Genomic DNA, 17,334 nt, shown 5'->3' with positions numbered 1-17,334 from the left:
CGTCTTAGCCACCGAAATCCCGGAGTGCTCTCTCGTGCCCGATGATCGCGCTACCCGCGCCACGCCACCGCAAGCCCGGAGCGGTGACACGGTTCACCGGATCAATGGCGTGGAGACGGCCGATCCCTATGCCTGGCTGCGCACCGCGGATTGGCAGACGACGCTGAGCGATCCCAGCAAGATCGAGGACGAGATTCGCCAGCACCTGGAGGCTGAGAACGCCTATCTGGAACACGCGCTGGCCGATGTCCACGAACTGCGGGCGACGCTGAAGGCCGAGTTGCGGGGCCGGATGCCGGAGCGCGAGGCCGGCGTGCCGGTGCCGGACGGCGAGTGGGCCTACTACGTCCGCTACCAGGAAGGCGCACAGCACCCCCTGTGGTGCCGCTGTCCAAGGCGTAGCGCGGAGACGGCCGATCTGGTTGGCGAAGACGGTTTCGATGGCGAGCAGGTGCTGCTCGACGGCAATGCGGCGGCTGAGGGGCAGGCCTTTTTCCGCCTCGCGGCGGCGGAGCATAGCCCGGACCATCGCTATTTCGCCTACGCGGTCGACCTGACCGGCTCGGAATATCACCGCCTCAAGCTGCTGGATACGACCACTGGCGAGACCCACGACCTGGGGGCTTCGGCCTTGCAGGGCGACCTCGTCTGGGCCAACGATTCGCAGACGCTGATCTACACCGCGCTGGACGACAACCACCGTCCCTCGCGCGTTTTTCGGACGGACGTGACCGGCACGGCCCACACCCTCCTGTACGAGGAAACGGACTCGGCCTTTTATCTCGGCGTCGGCAAGACGGAAAGCCGTGCTTTGATCGTGATCGCCGGCTCCGACCATTCGGACACCACCGAGCTGCGCGCACTCGACGCCGATAGGCCAGACGCCGCGCCGCAGCTGTTGCATGCCCGCGTGCCCGAGTTGGACGTGCAGCTTGCCACCTGGCGGGACCGGGTGCTTCTGCTGACCAACGCCGACGGCGCCCGGGACTACAAGATCGTCAAGGCGCCGTTGGGCGATCCGCAGCGGGGTAACTGGACCGATCTCGTGCCGCATCGTCCTGGCACGTTGATCAAGAGCTTCGCGGTCTTCGCACGTCACCTCGTGCGCCTGGAACTGGCGGACGCGCAGCCGCGTGTTGTGGTCCGTGATCTGGAGACCGGTGCGGAGCATACGGTCGACCCCGGAACCTGGGGCCGCGCGGACACGAACGATTCCGCCTATTCCCTGGCGCTGCTGCCAGGCGAGGAATTCGATACCACGACGCTGCGCCTGGTCTACAGTTCCCCGCGCACGCCGCGGCGGACTTACGATGTCGACATGGCCACGGGCGCGGCGCGCTTGCGCAAGGAGCAGCGGGTCCCGAGCGGCCACGATCCCGAGACCTACCGGCTCGAACGGCGCTGGGTTGCCAGCCACGACGGCGCGCAGGTTCCGGTCACGCTGCTGTACCGGGCCGACGCGCCACCACAGGCCGGCCGGCCGATGTTGCTTTACGGCTACGGCGCCTATGGCATGGCGATCCCGGCCAGCTTCTCCCCGGACCGGCTTGGCCTGGTCGATCGGGGCATGGTCTACGCCATCGCGCACGTGCGCGGCGGCAGCGATCGCGGCTACGGCTGGTACCTGGACGGCAAGCTTGCAAACAAGGAGAACACCTTCCGGGATTTCATCGCGGTGGCCGACCAGCTGGTTGCCGACGGGGCCGTCAAGGCGGGCGACCTGATCGCGAACGGGCGCAGCGCGGGCGGCATGCTGATGGGCGTGATCACCAACTGGCGCCCGGACCTGTGGCGTGCGGTGGTCGGCGAGGTGCCGTTCGTCGATGTCTTCAACACGATGTGCGACGACAGCCTGCCGCTGACCCCACCGGAATGGTCGGAATGGGGCGATCCGCTGCACGATCCCGAGGCCACCCGGCGGATGCTGGGCTATTCGCCCTACGACAACGTGGTACCCCAAGCCTATCCGCACGTGTTGGCCACCGCCGGTATCGCCGATCCGCGCGTGACCTACTGGGAGCCGGCGAAGTGGGTCGCGCGCTTGCGCGCCAACCAGACTGGGAGCGGTCGGATCCTGCTGCACACCAACATGTCGGCTGGACACGCCGGCGCCGCCGGGCGATTCGCGCGCCTGGACGAGGTTGCGCTGGTGCAGGCCTTCATGCTCAAGGTCGCTGGCCTGTCCGAGGGTTAAAACCGCTTCAGTAGGTCTCGCACGGGTAGGCGTTCTGCAGCGCGGCGGCCACGACGGTGGCGAGTTGCGTGTCGCCGGGCCATGGCTGTCCGTCGGCGGGCTGGTTGATCTCCCGCATCACCGTCTCCTCGAAGGTCGTGCCGGTGGTGATGTCTTCTTCGAGCGGGCAGAAGGTCGGCTCCAGGCCCTGTTCACTCAGGTTGGTCTGCAGACCGATCATGCCGTCGCGCAGACCGCTGAGGTAGCTGCGGATCAAGGGCGCGCCGCCGGGCATGGCGGCATAGTTGCGGAATTGTTTCAGGCTCATTCCGGCTTTTGCTGTGGGGGCGCTTGCGAGTGCGATCCCGCTGGCAAGTGCAACGGTCGCTAGCGCGATGGCGATTCGGTGGTTTCCAAGGGGAGCGGTGAAACGCAGGGGCATCGGCGGTCTCCAAAACTTGGGGCGCCTGGATTCGGGCGTGAGGCGGCGCGGCAAGCCGGCGGTGACGCGCAGACTGCTTTCGCCTTTGGTGGCATCCGCCTTTCGGGTTTTCGAATCCTAAGCCTGTTTGCGGCGCGAGGTCTATCTGCTTGCCGTGAATGCACGATTCATGGGCCCAACCGTCCTACCTTGCCCGCGCCGACGCTAGTGACCGGCCTCGTCGTCGTATCCGCGTTTGTTGGAGAAGTACACCAGCGCCATCAGCCCGATTCCCAGTCCCAGACTGAACACGACTCCGAATCCCATCGCCAGCAGGCCCAGCCAGGAGATTTCGACGTCGCCGAGCGACACCCAGACGTACGCCGAGACGCCGCCGACGGCCGCCAGCGCTGCGAGGGCAAGCAGGATGATGGATCCGGTCTTCATGTGAACTGCGCTGTAGCTGTGGTGTCGGGGCGAACGTGGCGTGCAGCCGAGCACGCAGGTGCGCTGAAGCGCAAGCGACATGACTTTGAAACACAGGTCTAAAATGCCCTTGCACAAGTGCGTACGGTGCGATACATGACCGGCGGATCGCGGCGGGGGCCGCGGTTCACCGGACTTTCCGCGGCTGTGGCGGAATTGGTAGACGCGCAGCGTTGAGGGCGCTGTGGGGGTTACCCCGTGCAGGTTCAAGTCCTGCCAGCCGCACCATCCGCCCCGCCGGGCAAGGTGCGCCGCGGAGACGAGAGGCCGGTCGACATATTCCCGCCCGTGCGGCTGTGGCGGAACTGGTAGACGCGCTGTCTTCAGGTGGCAGTGGGCGTAAGCCCGTGCAGGTTCGAGTCCTGCCAGCCGCACCATTTTCCCGGTGCTTTCGAGTAGATGTTCGCTCGCGTTACGTGTCGCACATGGTCGAGTACGACCAACGTGTGTGCCGTACGTCTGTGCGTACGCGTCGGGGAGTCCAGGTACGCTGGTCGCCAAGGCGCGCCCCTGCTACATCTATGTCGGCAGTGCAATGATCCCGGGGGCGCCTGTTAGGCGGCGATGACGCGGAAATCCGACAAACACGGTTTCGACCAGGGACCAAGCCGACGCGACCCCTATGCCCTCGTTGCCAAGCCGGTAGGCGGCCTGGGCAGCAAGCTGCGCAACTATTTCCTGGCCGGGCTGCTGATCGCCGCCCCGGTGTCGATCACGCTATGGCTGACCTGGGAGTTCGTCTCCTTCGTCGACGCCACCCTGACGCCGCTGATCCCCCCGCCATGGCGTCCGCGGACGTATCTACCGTTCGACGTCCCCGGTGTCGGCCTGATCATCGCCGCGGTGGGCCTGGTCACGATCGGCGTTCTCGCAACCGGACTGCTCGGCCGCTGGGCGATGCGGGAGGCGGAAAAACTGGTCGATCGCGTGCCGATCGTCCGGTCCGTCTACAGCGCCATCAAGCAGATCTTCGAAACGGTCCTGGCTCAGCGCTCCAACGCCTTCCGGCAGGTCGTGCTGGTTGAATATCCCTGCCGGGGGACCTGGGCGATCGGCTTCATCACCGGCACGACCAAGGGGGAGGTGCAGACGATCACCGACGAGGAGGTGGTCAACGTCTTCGTCCCCGCGACACCGAACCCGTCGACCGGTTTCCTGCTGTTCATTCCGAAAAGCGACGTGCGCCTGCTCGACATGTCGACCGAGGAGGCGGCGAAGCTGATCATCTCCGGCGGCATCATTAGCCCGCCGGAGCGCGCCGAGCCCTTTCCCGCGGCCCAGGCCGAGCCCGGGGCCTTCGCGGAGAGCGATATTTCCACCGCCACGGCCAGCAACGTGCTGGAGCAGGAACTGGCCCGCCAGGAGCAGGCCGGTGACGACGGGCATCGCGGTTTCGGCCTGCTGGCGCGGCTGCGCAACTATTTCCTGGCCGGCGTGCTGGTGACGGCCCCGATCTCGATTACAGTCTGGATCACCTGGAACGTGGTGGCGTTCGTCGACTCCCGGGTGACGCCGCTGATGCCGCCGGGCTGGAATCCGGAAAGCTATCTGCCGTTCTCGGTGCCGGGAATTGGCGTGCTTGTCGTGTTCGTCGCGCTCACGCTGGTCGGCATGTTCGCCACCGGCTTGATCGGGCGCCTGTTGATGACGGTCTACGAGCGGCTGCTGAACGGTCTTCCGGTCATCCGGTCCGTCTACAGCGCCATCAAGCAGATCTTCGAAACGGTGCTGGCCCAACGGTCCAACGCCTTCCGGCAGGTCGTGTTGGTGCAATACCCGCGCCCGGACAGCTGGGCGCTCGCCTTCCTCACGGCCGAGACGCAGGGGGATGTGGCGCGCAAGGCCCCGGAAGAGTCGATCAACGTCTTCCTGCCGACCACGCCGAATCCAACCTCCGGTTTCCTGCTGTTCGTCCCGAAGGCCGAGGCGAAAGTGCTGACCATGACGGTCGAGGAGGGCGCCAAGATGATCATCTCTGGTGGCATCATCACCCCACCGGAACCGCCGGAGCTGCAAAAGCCAGAGGGCGGGCACGGCGACGCACCGGGCTCGGGGAACCAAAGCGTACCAACTGCCGCGCAGCAAGGCGGTCGTTAACGGCCCTGGTTGTGCGCTGCCGTCCAGCTTCCCACCTTCCGACCGCGTAAACCCGTTTCGTAAAGCCTTTCATCCGTTAGGGCCCCACTTGCCGGCGTTCGATCTCACGACCGCCGTGCCGGTATTTCTTATCAGCGCCCTGGTCATCGCGGTCGCCGGCACCCGGATGACCAACCTCGCAGACGTCATCGCCGACCGCACCGGCCTTGGCGAGGCGCTGATCGGTGGCGTGCTGCTGGGGATCGCGACATCGCTGTCCGGCACTGTCACCTCGATTACCGCCGCGTTGGACGGGCAGGCGTCGCTCGCCGTGTCCAATGCGGTGGGCGGGATCGCGGTACAGACGGTGTTTCTGGCGCTCGCCGATCTGACTTACCGGCGTGCCAATCTTGAGCACGCAGCCGCCTCGGTAACCAACCTGGTACAGGCGGCGCTGTTGATCCTGATGTTGTCGCTACCGTTGCTCGCTGCCGTGACGTCGGCGGTTGCCGTGCTGGGCGTGCATCCGATCACACCGGTCCTGGTGGCTGTTTATATCGGGGGCCTGAAGCTGGCGGACAGCGTGCGCGAGCACCCGATGTGGGTGCCCCGGCAAACGCGCGAATTGCGCACGGATACGCCCGAGGACCGCTCGTTCGAAGGGCCGGGGGCGCCCGGGCTTGTGGTGCGGTTCACGCTGTTGCTCGCGTTGCTCGCGTTCGCCGGCTGGTTGGTCGCGCGCTCCGGTCTCGCGATCGCCGGGGCGACGGGACTGTCGCAGTCGTTCGTCGGCGCGCTGATGACGGCGGTCGCAACGTCGCTGCCCGAACTGGTGACCACGTTGGCCGCCGTGCGGCGGGGCGCGCTCACGCTCGCGGTCGGCGGCATCATCGGCGGCAACACCTTCGACGTGCTATTCCTGGTCGCCTCCGATGTGTCCTACCGCCCGGGGTCGGTGTTCCATGCGATCGGGCAGGCGGAACTGTTCCTGATCGCCTGGGCGATCGCGATGACGGCGACGTTGCTGATGGGGTTGCTGCAGCGCCAGCGTCAGGGCGTGGGCGGGATCGGCTTCGAGAGCGTGGCCCTGCTGGCCCTCTACCTCGCGGGCATCGGGGTACAGGCCTGGGGAATCTAGCCGGAGCGCAGATACTTCACTGCCGCGTCGCGCTCGAACAGGTAAAGCAGCACACGCAATGCCCGGCCGCGGTCCCCCTGCAGCTCGGAGTCCCGTTCCAGCACCAGTTGCACGTCGTCGCGTGCGGTCGCCAGCAGATCGTCGTGCACGCTCAGGTCCGCCAGGCGGAACTCGGGAAAGCCGCTCTGCCGCGTCCCCAGGAGCTCGCCAGCCCCGCGCAACTTCAGGTCCTGCTCGGCGATCCGGAAGCCATCTTCGCTTTCGCGCATCACCTTTAGCCGCTCTGCCGCCGTCTCGCCCAACGGCGTCTGATAGAGCAGCAGGCAGGTTGCCTGCTGATCGCCGCGGCCGATCCGCCCGCGCAGCTGGTGCAGTTGGGCAAGACCGAAGCGCTCGGCATGCTCGATCACCATGATCGTTGCCGCCGGCACGTCGACGCCGACCTCGATCACCGTGGTGGCGACCAGGATATCGATGTCGCCGTCCTTGAATTCGGCCATCACGCGGTCCTTGTCGGCCGCGCGCATGCGCCCATGCACCAGCCCGACTCGCGCGCCGAACCGGCTTTTCAGTGCGGTGTAACGCTCCTCCGCCGCGGCGACCTCGACCGCCTCGGATTCCTCGACCAGTGGGCATACCCAGAAGGTCTTATGCCCGGCCGCCATCGACCGGCCGACCCCGTCCACGACCTGGTCCAGCCGGTCGAGCGCAACGACCCGCGTGTCTACCGGCTTTCGCCCGGCTGGCTTCTCGTCCAGCTTGGAGGCCTCCATGTCGCCATAGGAGGTCAGCATCAGGGTGCGTGGGATCGGTGTGGCGGTCATCACCAGCACGTCGACGCCACGCCCCTTGGCCTGCAACGTCATGCGCTGGTGCACGCCGAAGCGGTGCTGCTCGTCGATCACCGCCAGGCACAGATTGTCGAACGCAACATCCTCCTGGAACAGGGCGTGCGTGCCGACGGCGAGTTTGACGTCGCCGCTGGCCAGGCGGCTTAGAGCCTGCTGGCGCGCCTTGCCCTTGTCGCGGCCGGTGAGCAGCAAGACCTCGACGCCCGCGGCGTCGGCCAGCGGCTGGATGGTGGCGTAGTGCTGGCGCGCCAGGATCTCGGTCGGCGCCATCAGGGCGGCTTGGCCGCCGGCCTCCACCGCGGCCAGCATGGCGAGCAGCGCGACAACTGTCTTGCCGCTGCCCACGTCGCCCTGTAGCAGGCGCAGCATCCGCGCGTCGTCGGCCATGTCGGCCAGGATCTCGCGCGTCGCGCGGGCTTGCGCACCCGTCAGTTCGAAGGGCAGGGCGGAGAGGGCCTGCTCCCGCAGGTGACCGTCGCCGGCGATCCGGCGTCCCTTCGTCTTGCGCTGGCTGCGTCGAACCAGGGCGAGCGCGAGCTGGTTGGCGAGCAATTCGTCATAGGCCAGGCGCTGCCGCGCCGGGGTTTGCGGGTCGATCTCGGCTTCCGAGCCCGGCGCGTGCGCGTTCTCCAGTGCCTGGCGCCAGGGCGCCCAGCCCTGTTGGCGCAGGTAGCTGGGCTCCAGCCACTCGGGCAGTTCCGGCGCGCTTTTCAACGCCGCGGCGACGGCCTTGCGCACGACCTTCTGTGTTAGCCCCTGGGTCAGGGGGTAGACGGGTTCGACCGTGCCGACGGATTCCCGCTGCTCGGGCGGGGCGACGTGGTCCGGATGGGCCATCTGCGGCAGGCCGTGATAGCTCTCCACCTTGCCGGACACGATCCGCGTCGCGCCCACCGGCAGAATCTTGCGTACGTAGTCCGGCTTGGCGTGGAAGAAAACGATGTCGATCGCGCTGGACTCGTCCCAGCAGCGCACGCGGTAGGGCTGCTTGCGGCTGCGCGGCTCGAGGTGCTGCTCGACGTTGACGGTCAGGGTCGCGATCCGGCCCGGTTCGGCGTCGGCGACCCTCGGCTGGTAGCCGCGGTCGATCACGCCGGAGGGCAGGTGCCAGCACAGGTCGACCACGCGCCCGCCTGCCAGCTGTTCGAACAGCTTGGCGTTGCGCGGCCCGATGCCCGGTAACTCCGTGACCGGCCGGAACAGGGGATACAGAACTTCCGGGCGCAGGGGTTGGCCTCCGACTCCGCGACCACACGGGGAGCACGACGGACATCCGCCGCGCCCCCGTGCTTTAGCAGGCCGAGGCGTTCCAGAAAACGGGCCGTCGATCCTACGCCCTGGCCCTCAGCGGCTTTGGTCCATCGCCCCCAGGATCGACCAGGCGAAATCAAGCTTCAGCTTGCCGTCGAATACCCGATCGTTGAGGGGCAGGTAGAAGTTGGCAGCGTAGGGCGTCTCCCGGTTTAGGCCGGTATCGTCGTAGATCGCGGCCGGATCGTAGGCAGCCAGGCCATGGCAGGTCATGCAGTTCGTCTCGACCCCGTAGCGGGTCGCGGTCAGCCCCGAATCAGGTACGATGACCGGCCGGCTTAGCTTGAAGGTTTGCGGATCGAACCCGGCTTCCAGATAGGGATTGTAGACCGGGAGCAGGGCGCCGTAGTTCTCCCCATCGTTCAGCGGTTGGGCGGGGGCGAGCATCTGATATGCCGCCGACATGGCGTAGTGACTGGCCGGTGCCGGAAGCTGCTCCGGCTGCGCAGCTGCCATCGCCTGACTGCTTGGCGCGTTCGGCGCTTCGGGGTCTGCGGTCCACCAGAAGGTTTGCCAGGTCCAGCGCTTGATCTCGCGGCTGCCTACATGCATGGCCACAAGGATGATGGTGTCGCCGACTTCGAGCGTGCCTTCCTGGCCGCCGCTGAGGTTTTGCAGATAGGCCTGATCTGCCTTCGTAACCGGGTAATGGATAAAATCGGACAAATTGTAGGTGGTGGACGGGCTCGCCCCCGTGCAGCCCTGGTCGACTGAGCCGTCTCCCTGACCCTGGTTGTTCGGGTCGATGTGGACGCACTGATTCCACACTTCCTCGCCGAACGTCTTGGCAGGCTCGGGCGTGCCGGGCCAGACCGGCATCGCGTACAGGCCGTTGTCGTCCAGCTTTTCCTGCGAGATGACCTTGTAGACCGGTTTCACCGTCACGGCATCGTAGGGCAGGTTGGGGATTTCCGAGTAGCCTTCCTCCACGTAGCGAGCGAGTGTGCTCTGCGCCAGCAAGTCATTGCTCAGCACATGGTGCGCGGCCGACGGGCTGTAATTGACGGTAACGACAATGCAGGTATCGGGCTTGCCACTGCCGCCGCAGCGCGCGTCGCCAATTGCCTGCGGGGCCGTAACTCGAGGGTGCCCACTATGGAACTGACGGGGCGGCTGCAGACGTAGCGGCTCGTTGCGGGCGACCAGGTTCTCACCAGCAGTCGGCGCGTGCGCGAGTTGATCGGGGGTTGCCCACGTCAGATAGATCGGCGCGTTCTCGACCCCGCGGGCGGTGCTGCCGCTGTCCGAGGTCAATCCGGCCCACAGGGTCCAACCATGCGCGTAAATGTCGGAATCGTTGCCTTTGTCGATCCATTCGTTGATGACGGTCTGTGAAACCGGGAACGGATGGTCCGGGAAGACGTTCGCTGGCAAGTCTGTGCCCAAGTCGATGGCGCCAGCCGGTGTTGCCAGTGTGAGGCTGGCCGCCGCTAACGGCACGACGGCAAGACCTCGGCCGATCCTCATTGTGCGGGTCATGTGGGTTGGCCTCCCCTTTACGTCGGCGGTTGAGTCCGACCGACGGGGACAGTCTACCTTGAGCGCGCCTCCCGATAAACGAAATAGGCGTCGAAACAACACGTATTGCGTGCAGATTCTGCTTTTACACGCCAACACTCCCGGCAACGGTCGTGACAGGGGCGCAGCGTGGGCCTATATCCCGGCGGCAAGGCGGGGCCTTTCACCAAGCGACAGGATGGCGTATGCGCGAGACATCTGATCCACCCAGCGCACTCGAGATCCGGCGCAAGCGGGCCTATTTCAACAGTTGGCACCGCGGCACGCGGGAGATGGACCTGCTGATCGGCGGTTTCGCCGACGAGACGCTCGCCAGCTTGACCCCGGAGGAGCTGAGGCGTTACGAGCAGCTTCTCCAATTGCCCGACAGCGATCTGTACGCCTGGATCACCGGTCAGGCTGAAATTCCCGAAGAGCTGGACAGCAAACTGCTGCGTGAGTTGTGCAAGTACCGCGTCGATCTGGTGAACCGCTGAAGAACCCGCTCGCCCGGGCGTTTTCCGAAAACCGCCGCTGGCTGATCGCCCGCGCGCCCGAAGGCTTTGACGCCTGGCTGCTGGGCGAGGCCGCGGCCGAGCGTGCCGGCGCCCCCGTTTTGCACGTCGCCCGCGACGACGCCAGGCTGGAGCGCGCGGCCGAGGCGCTGGCCTTCTTCTACCCAGGCATCACCGTGCTGCGCTTCCCGGCCTGGGACTGTCTGCCCTACGACCGGGTCAGTCCGCACCGCGATGTCGTTGCCCAGCGCGTCGACACTCTCAGCCGCCTGGCCGCCGGTGGTCTGCCCGAAACCGGGGTGGTCGTGCTGACCACCGTCAACGCGCTGCTGCAGCGTGTGCCGCCGGTTGACGTCATCGCCCCACGCGTATTGACCGCCAAGGCTGGCACGCAGATCGCCCCCGACCGATTGACCGCTTTCTTCGCGGAAAACGGCTACGTCCGTTCCGATACCGTGGGGGATACCGGTGAGTACGCGGTGCGTGGCGGCATCGTCGACGTCTTCCCGCCGGGCGAGCCGGAGCCGCTGCGCCTGGACTTCTTCGGCGACGAGCTGGAGAGCGTGCGCACCTTCGACCCGCTGTCCCAACGCACCACCGGCAATCATCCCGGCTTCACGCTGAAGCCGGTGAGTGAGGTCGTGCTGGAGGACGACACGGTCGAGCGGTTCCGTACGGCCTATCGCGAGATTTTCGGCACGCCGTCCAAGGACGATCCGCTCTACGCTGCGGTGAGCGAAGGCCGGCCCTACACCGGCATGGAGCACTGGCTGCCGCTGTTCTACGCGCGGATGGCCACCCTGTTCGACTATCTGCCCGAGACCACGCCGGTCACGATGGAACGGCAGGTGGAGGAAAGCCGGGCAAGCCGTCTGGAGACGATCCACGACTTCTACGATGCCCGCAAGACGGTGCAGAGCACCGAGGGGCTGGACGTTCCCTCCTACAAGCCGTTGGAGCCGGAGCGCCTGTACCTGAGCGCCGAGGAGTGGTCGCGTACCCTAGAGGCCCGGCCGGTCGCGCAGTTCCAGCCCTACAACGCACCGACCGACACCGAAACGGCCGTACTGGATGCTCGCGGGGCGCCAGGACACGATTTCTCCGCTGCACGCAAGAAAGGCGAGGCGGGCGAGCCTTACACCACGCTCAAGACCGCGATCCGCCAGGAGCGCGGCAACGGGCGCCGGGTGGCGGTCGCCGGCTACACCGAAGGTTCCTGTCAGCGCCTGGAAAGCGTGTTGAAGGAGCATGGCATCGAGAACCTGGCGGCCGTGTCGAGCTGGCCCGAGGCGCGCCAGCTTCCCGCCGGGCAGGTCGCGCTGGTGACACTCGCGCTCGAGCACGGTTTCGTCGGGGATTCTGCCGCGCTGATCAGCGAGCAGGACATCCTGGGCGAACGGATCGCCCGACCGCGCGGACGCAAGCGCAAGGCAGAGAACTTCCTGACCGAGGTCTCCAGCCTGCACGAGGGCGACCTGGTCGTGCACGTCGATCACGGCATTGGGCGCTACGACGGTCTGATCAACATGGATGTCGGCGGCGCGCCGCACGACATGCTGAAGGTCACCTATGCTGGTGGTGACCGTCTGTTCGTGCCGGTCGAGAACATTGAGGTGCTGTCCCGCTACGGCTCGGAAGAGGACGGCATCCAGCTCGACAAGCTGGGGCAGGGCAACTGGCAGGCCCGCAAGGCCCGCGTGAAGGAGCGGGTCAAGGAGATCGCCGACGGGCTGATCAAGATCGCCGCCGACCGTCAGCTCAAGCGCATGGAGCCGCTGTCCCCGCCGCAGGAGTTCGACGAGTTCTGCGCCCGCTTCCCCTACGCTGAGACCGACGACCAGCTTAACGCGATCGAGGAGACGTTGGCCGACCTGCAGGCAGGCAAGCCGATGGACCGGCTGATCTGCGGCGACGTCGGCTTCGGCAAGACGGAAGTGGCGATGCGCGCGGCCTTCGTCGCGGCGATGAACGGCAAGCAGGTGGCGGTGATCGTCCCGACCACGCTGCTCGCTCGCCAGCATGCGGAGACCTTCCAACAGCGCTTCCAGGGCTATCCGCTGCAGGTGCGCCAGCTTTCCCGGCTGGTAACGGCGAAGGAGACCAAGCAGGTCAAGCAGGACCTCGAGGACGGCAAGGCCGATATCGTCGTCGGCACGCACGCGCTGCTGGGCAAGGAAGTGCAGTTCCGCGATCTCGGCATGCTGATCGTCGACGAGGAGCAGCACTTCGGCGTCAAGCAGAAAGAGAAGCTGAAGGAGCTGCGCGGCGATCTGCACGTGCTCACCCTGACCGCCACGCCGATCCCCCGGACGCTGCAGCTCTCGCTGTCAGGCGTGCGCGAGATGTCGCTGATCTCGACCCCACCGGTCGACCGCTTGGCGGTGCGCACCTTCGTGTTGCCGTTCGATCCCGTGGTCGTGCGTGAGGCGATCATGCGGGAGCACTGGCGCGGCGGGCAGACCTTTTACGTCTGCCCACGGATCGAGGACCTGGCCGAGGTGACCGACCGGCTGGAAAAGCTGGTGCCGGAGGTCAAAGTCGCCGTCGCTCACGGCCAGATGGGCGCGAAGGAACTCGAGAAGGTGATGACGGAGTTCTACGAGGGCCAGTACGACGTGCTGCTCTCGACCCACATCATCGAAAGCGGGCTCGACGTGCCGACCGCTAACACGCTGATCATCCACCGGGCGGACATGTACGGCCTCAGCCAACTCTACCAGCTGCGCGGCCGGATCGGCCGGTCGAAGCAGCGCGGCTACGCGTATCTGACATTGAAGCCCGGCCGTAAGCTGACCGACGCGGCGGAGAAGCGCCTGCACGTGATGCAGCAGCTCGATCACCTGGGCGCCGGCTTCACGCTTGCCAGCCACGACATGGACATCCGCGGTGCCGGCAACCTCGTCGGCGAGGAGCAGTCCGGCCACGTCAAGGAGGTCGGCATCGAGCTCTACCAGCAGATGCTGGAGGAAGCGGTCTCCCAGGCCAAGCAGGGCGCTGGCCGCGGCGGTGCCGAGGCGAGTGCGGAGGAAGGCTTCACCCCGCAGATCAACATCGGCACCAGCGTGTTGATCCCTGAACGCTATGTACAGGACCTGAACGTGCGTCTGGGGCTGTACCGCCGGATCTCGACGCTGGTCGACAAGCAGGATATCGACGCCTTCGCGTCCGAGCTGATCGACCGTTTCGGGCCGCTGCCGCCGGAGGTGGAGAACCTGCTGCAGGTCATTCAGATCAAGCAGCTCTGCCGCGATGCCGGCGTGGAAAAGGTGGACGCCGGGCCGAAGGGTGCCGTCCTGACCTTCCACCAGGATCAGTTTGCCCGGCCGGACGCGCTGGTACAGTTCATCCAGGAGGCGCCGGGCCAGGTGCAGCTTCGCCCGGACCACAAGCTGGTCTACAAGCGCACCTGGAACACCCCCGAGCAGCGCGTTCAGGGCATCCGTCATCTGGTCGAGCGCCTGGCCAGGCTGGCGCAGCCGCAGCAGGCGGCGTAGGGCAGGCGCCGCCCGCGCCCTTACTCCGCGGCGCCCTTTTCCTCCCGGGCCAGGTCGAACATCTGGAACAGCACCTTGGGCTCCTGCGCGCCCGACAGCGCGTATTGGCCGTTCAGGATGAAGGTGGGCACCCCCTGGATGCCGGCCTTACGGGCCTGCATGTCCTCTTCCTGAGTCTCCTGGATGCCGGCGCCGGCCTCCAGGTAGCCGCGCGCGGCGTCGGGATCGAAGCCGGAATCCGCCGCAGCCTGAATCAGTACGTCCGGGTCTTCCAGATTGCCGCCTTCGATGAAGTAGAGGTTGAACAGCCGCTCCACGAGCGGGTCCTGGTCGCCGCGTTCCCCGGCGAAGCGCAGCAGGCGGTGCGACATCAGGCTGTTGGGGGTGCGCTCGATCGCTTCGAAGTCGAAGGCGAGCCCTTCCTCATTGCCTGCCTGACGGACGGCGGCGTAGACGCGGTCGGCGTTTTCTGCCCCGCCGAACTTGCGTGCCAGGTAATCCTGCCGGTCGAGGCCGCCGGCGGGCATGTCCGGGTTGAGCTGGAAGGTCCGCCAGTGAATCTTCAAGTCCGGCTGTGGGCGTTCGGCCAGCGCCCGCTCGAGCCGGCGTTTCCCGATGAAGCACCAGGGACAGATCGTGTCCGAGTAGATGTCGATGCGCATGGTGGTGGCCTCACGGCTTTTGAACCTCGCATACAGCTAGGGCTTGACGGGGGTGCTGGCCAGCCGAACCATGTATGAAAAGGTGGATCGGACAGACCCAGGGTGGCCGGGGAGGCGGGCATGAGCTTCGATCTGAGCGGCAAGGCCGCGCTCGTCACCGGCGCGTCGAGCGGTCTTGGCCGCCGGTTCGCGATCACGCTGGCACAAGCCGGGGCCAAGGTTGCCGTGGCAGCACGCCGGGTCGATCGGCTGGACTCGCTCGTGCAGGAGATTGCCGAATTCGACGGCCGGGCGATCGCCATCCAGCTCGATGTCACCGATCCCGACAGTGTGCGCCACGTGCTCGACGTCGCGGAGACGGAACTGGGCGGCCTGTCGATTATGGTGAACAACGCCGGGATGGTCCTCCGCGGGGATGCCCACGAAATGGCGCTTGCCGACTGGGACGCGGTGATCGAGACCAATTTGCGCGGTGCCTGGATGATGGCGCAGCAAACCGCCCGGCACATGATGCGCCTGGGCCATGGCGGCAGCATCATCAACATCGCCTCGATCCTGGGCATTCAGGGCCGTCCCTGGGTGCCGGCCTATTCCGCCAGCAAGGGTGGGCTGATCTCGCTTACCCGGGCGCTGGCGGTGGAATGGGCGCCGCACGGTATCCGGGTCAACGCGATCGTGCCTGGTTACATCGAGACGGACATCAATCGGGAATTTCTGGCAAGCGCGGCGGGCAAGACGCTGAAGGCGCGGATCCCGCAGGGCCGCACTGGCGTGCCGGAGGACCTGGACGGGCCGCTCCTGCTGCTCGCCTCCGATCTGTCCGGTTTTATGACCGGGACCACGCTCACCGTCGATGGCGGGCATAGCGCCCAATTGTAACGCCGGGGGCAACCCAAATCCGATATTGCTGCAGGACAGGTCTGTTCTATAGCCCAGTGAAGGCGCCTTTGCTAAGGTTCTGTTTCAGGCGGCGCGGAGAAGCCGACGGTGGGAGGAGTGGAGCCATGACGACAGGGCGGACCTTGGCACAGATGTGCGGCAAGGCTGAGTTGCGGGCGGTTGGGTCTGAGAGCACGGTTGCGGATGCCGCACGGATGATGCGCGATCACCAGATCGGTGCGGTGCTGGTGAGCGACGGCGGCCGGCTAAGCGGTATCCTGTCGGAGCGTGACGTGACTTACCGGACCGTGGCCGCCGGGCTCGATCCGAACGGCACCTCCGTTGCCGAGGTGATGACGCGGGATGTCATCATCGGCCACCCCGAGAGCCGGGCGGTCAACGGCCTGCAGCTGATGGCGGAGAACCGGATCCGCCACCTTCCAATAGTCGATGGCGGCAGGATCGTTGGAATCGTCTCCCTGCGCGACTTCCTGGCTGACGAGCTGGCGCAGGTGCAGGACGAGATCGTCTTCGAGGGCGCGATTGCCGAAGAACTCTGGTAGCGCGATTGCAGCCGACTAGACCTTGGCCGCTGTCTGTTGCGCGGCGCGGGCGCGCAGCGGCATTTGCAGCAGCGCCAGCAGCAGGACGGCGCCGGCGACGTAGAGGGTGCAGCCCACCGTCAGCGCCTCGAACCCGATATCGGCATCGAGCAGCCAGCCGAACAGGGCTGGCGCACCGGCGGTGGCAAAGACCATGCAGGCCTGCACGACACTACGGATTCCGCCGAGGTGGCCGGTGCCGTACAGCTCCGCGAAGACCGCGCCCAGTAGGATGAAGTTGGCCCCGCCCGTCAGGCCCGCCAGGAAGAGATAGACCGCGGCTGCGGCCGGATGATCGAACACCGCCAACACCAGCGCGGCCAATCCGAGCGTCGGCAGATAGAAGGGCAGCATGCGGATTGCCCCCGTCCGGTCGGCGAGTGCCCCGGCGATGAGGCTCGCCAGCACCTGTGCGCCGGCGAAACCGGCGAAGCAGGTTGCCAGCCATTCCAGCGACCAGCCCTTGGTCTCTGCCAGGTGCACTTGGTGGAAGAACAGCCCCGTGGTGATGAACGGCGGAGCCAGCATGCAGATGATCACCGGGTAAAATACCGGATCGCGCAGTACCTGCCGCAGCGACCAGGAGTGCGCATCTTGGTTTGCCTCAGTGGCCGCGGCTGCGTTCTGGCGCGCTTGCTCGCGCGCCCCGTGCCCTCGCAGCAGCCACAGCATCAGCGGTATCAAGCCGATCAGCAGCAGTCCGCCGAACACCCCCCAGCTGAACCGCCATCCCAACGCGCCGATCAGCAAGACGGCGAGTGTCGGCAAGATGGCCTCGCCCAGCGGGTGACCCAGCGAGGCGATACTGATCGCCTTGCCGCGGTCGAGCTGGAAATAGCGGGCCATGGCGACGTTGGAGACATGGCTCATCAGCCCCTGACCGGTCAGGCGGAGGGCGAAGAAGGCCGGCACGAGCATCCAGGCGCTGGAGACCACGGCGGTAAACAGGCAAGCCGCCGTTAAACCCAGGCACACGAACACGGTATAGTGCCGCAGGTCGACCCGGTCGATTTTCTTGCCCAGCCAGATCAGGCACGCCCCGCTCATCAACGTGGCCGCCGAGTAGATCGACCCGTAGCCGCCGTGGCTCAGCTCGAACTCCGCGCGCCACGCCCCGCCGAACAAGGCGATGAAGAAGGTCTGCCCGAAGCTGGAAAAGAATGCAGCCAGGGTGCCGAATGTCAGGAAACGCGGGTTTCGCGCGAGGAAGGACAGGTAGGAGCGCACGT

At 66.4% G+C, this 17,334-nt stretch carries 13 protein-coding genes and 2 tRNA genes; 9 read left to right on the top strand and 6 right to left on the bottom strand.

Annotated elements, in window-relative coordinates; translation table 11 throughout:
- The first annotated feature begins 34 nt into the window (after positions 1–34).
- Positions 35–2,194, top strand: a complete 2,160-nt coding sequence (locus RHOSA_RS0112045) for a S9 family peptidase (protein WP_027288868.1) — start codon at positions 35–37, stop codon at positions 2,192–2,194.
- Between the two features lie 7 nt (positions 2,195–2,201).
- On the opposite strand, the gene RHOSA_RS0112040 is transcribed toward RHOSA_RS0112045, so the two are convergent.
- Complete coding sequence (locus RHOSA_RS0112040) at positions 2,202–2,501, bottom strand: hypothetical protein (RefSeq protein ID WP_027288867.1); 300 nt, start codon at positions 2,499–2,501, stop codon at positions 2,202–2,204.
- Between the two features lie 318 nt (positions 2,502–2,819).
- Positions 2,820–3,041 carry a hypothetical protein gene (locus RHOSA_RS0112035; RefSeq protein WP_027288866.1) on the bottom strand — a complete coding sequence of 74 codons (222 nt, stop codon included), beginning with the start codon at positions 3,039–3,041 and terminating at the stop codon, positions 2,820–2,822.
- A 180-nt stretch (positions 3,042–3,221) separates the two neighbouring features.
- Here RHOSA_RS0112035 and RHOSA_RS0112030 point away from each other — a divergent pair.
- The 4 genes from RHOSA_RS0112030 (at position 3,222) to RHOSA_RS0112010 (ending at position 6,294) form a co-directional block, all read left to right on the top strand.
- A tRNA-Leu gene (locus tag RHOSA_RS0112030) sits at positions 3,222–3,308 on the top strand.
- Between the two features lie 62 nt (positions 3,309–3,370).
- Positions 3,371–3,457 (top strand) — tRNA-Leu (locus RHOSA_RS0112025).
- A 187-nt stretch (positions 3,458–3,644) separates the two neighbouring features.
- A complete protein-coding gene (locus RHOSA_RS25760) occupies positions 3,645–5,177 on the top strand; it encodes a DUF502 domain-containing protein (RefSeq protein ID WP_242468785.1) in 1,533 nt (510 codons plus the stop codon).
- Positions 5,178–5,292: 115 nt separating this feature from the next.
- Positions 5,293–6,294 carry a sodium:calcium antiporter gene (locus RHOSA_RS0112010; RefSeq protein WP_244880638.1) on the top strand — a complete coding sequence of 334 codons (1,002 nt, stop codon included), beginning with the start codon at positions 5,293–5,295 and terminating at the stop codon, positions 6,292–6,294.
- Here the strand turns inward: RHOSA_RS0112010 and recG are convergent.
- A complete protein-coding gene (gene recG, locus RHOSA_RS0112005) occupies positions 6,291–8,372 on the bottom strand; it encodes an ATP-dependent DNA helicase RecG (protein WP_027288864.1) in 2,082 nt (693 codons plus the stop codon). The genes RHOSA_RS0112010 and recG overlap by 4 nt on opposite strands.
- 117 nt (positions 8,373–8,489) lie before the next feature.
- Positions 8,490–9,935 (bottom strand): hypothetical protein, encoded by a 1,446-nt coding sequence (locus tag RHOSA_RS0112000; protein ID WP_156092712.1) that lies wholly within the window; start codon positions 9,933–9,935, stop codon positions 8,490–8,492.
- A 224-nt stretch (positions 9,936–10,159) separates the two neighbouring features.
- Here RHOSA_RS0112000 and RHOSA_RS0111995 point away from each other — a divergent pair, with 224 nt between their 5' ends.
- Complete coding sequence (locus RHOSA_RS0111995; protein ID WP_027288862.1) at positions 10,160–10,450, top strand: FAD assembly factor SdhE; 291 nt, start codon at positions 10,160–10,162, stop codon at positions 10,448–10,450.
- A complete protein-coding gene (gene mfd, locus RHOSA_RS0111990; RefSeq protein WP_322786840.1) occupies positions 10,417–13,962 on the top strand; it encodes a transcription-repair coupling factor in 3,546 nt (1,181 codons plus the stop codon). The genes RHOSA_RS0111995 and mfd overlap by 34 nt, the downstream gene beginning before the upstream one ends.
- A gap of 20 nt (positions 13,963–13,982) precedes the next feature.
- Here the strand turns inward: mfd and RHOSA_RS0111985 are convergent, their stop codons facing one another.
- Complete coding sequence (locus RHOSA_RS0111985) at positions 13,983–14,624, bottom strand: DsbA family oxidoreductase (protein WP_027288860.1); 642 nt, start codon at positions 14,622–14,624, stop codon at positions 13,983–13,985.
- 120 nt (positions 14,625–14,744) lie between these two features.
- Here RHOSA_RS0111985 and RHOSA_RS0111980 point away from each other — a divergent pair, with 120 nt between their 5' ends.
- Both RHOSA_RS0111980 and RHOSA_RS22150 read left to right on the top strand, forming a co-directional pair.
- A complete protein-coding gene (locus tag RHOSA_RS0111980; protein WP_027288859.1) occupies positions 14,745–15,503 on the top strand; it encodes an SDR family NAD(P)-dependent oxidoreductase in 759 nt (252 codons plus the stop codon).
- 125 nt (positions 15,504–15,628) lie between these two features.
- Positions 15,629–16,066 carry a CBS domain-containing protein gene (locus RHOSA_RS22150; RefSeq protein ID WP_051432094.1) on the top strand — a complete coding sequence of 146 codons (438 nt, stop codon included), beginning with the start codon at positions 15,629–15,631 and terminating at the stop codon, positions 16,064–16,066.
- A 15-nt stretch (positions 16,067–16,081) separates the two neighbouring features.
- Here RHOSA_RS22150 and RHOSA_RS22145 read toward each other — a convergent pair whose 3' ends face one another.
- On the bottom strand, positions 16,082–17,332 hold the full coding sequence (locus RHOSA_RS22145) for an MFS transporter (protein WP_037256219.1): 1,251 nt from the start codon (positions 17,330–17,332) through the stop codon (positions 16,082–16,084).
- Positions 17,333–17,334: the final 2 nt, after the last annotated feature.

Source organism: Rhodovibrio salinarum DSM 9154 (assembly GCF_000515255.1).
GTDB classification, from domain to species: domain Bacteria; phylum Pseudomonadota; class Alphaproteobacteria; order Kiloniellales; family Rhodovibrionaceae; genus Rhodovibrio; species Rhodovibrio salinarum.
Note: the sequence above shows the minus strand (reverse complement) of the source record. Positions and strands in the feature narration are given on the sequence as shown.

Excerpts from the sequence above, each read along its gene's own strand:
- RHOSA_RS0111985 (WP_027288860.1), bottom strand. The coding sequence starts at position 14,624 with ATGCGCATCGACATCTACTCGGACACGATCTGTCCCTGGTGCTTCATC.
- RHOSA_RS25760 (WP_242468785.1), top strand. The coding sequence starts at position 3,645 with ATGACGCGGAAATCCGACAAACACGGTTTCGACCAGGGACCAAGCCGA.
- RHOSA_RS0111995 (WP_027288862.1), top strand. The coding sequence starts at position 10,160 with ATGCGCGAGACATCTGATCCACCCAGCGCACTCGAGATCCGGCGCAAG.
- RHOSA_RS0112040 (WP_027288867.1), bottom strand. The coding sequence starts at position 2,501 with ATGAGCCTGAAACAATTCCGCAACTATGCCGCCATGCCCGGCGGCGCG.
- RHOSA_RS22150 (WP_051432094.1), top strand. The coding sequence starts at position 15,629 with ATGACGACAGGGCGGACCTTGGCACAGATGTGCGGCAAGGCTGAGTTG.
- RHOSA_RS0112000 (WP_156092712.1), bottom strand. The coding sequence starts at position 9,935 with ATGACCCGCACAATGAGGATCGGCCGAGGTCTTGCCGTCGTGCCGTTA.
- RHOSA_RS0112035 (WP_027288866.1), bottom strand. The coding sequence starts at position 3,041 with ATGAAGACCGGATCCATCATCCTGCTTGCCCTCGCAGCGCTGGCGGCC.
- RHOSA_RS0111980 (WP_027288859.1), top strand. The coding sequence starts at position 14,745 with ATGAGCTTCGATCTGAGCGGCAAGGCCGCGCTCGTCACCGGCGCGTCG.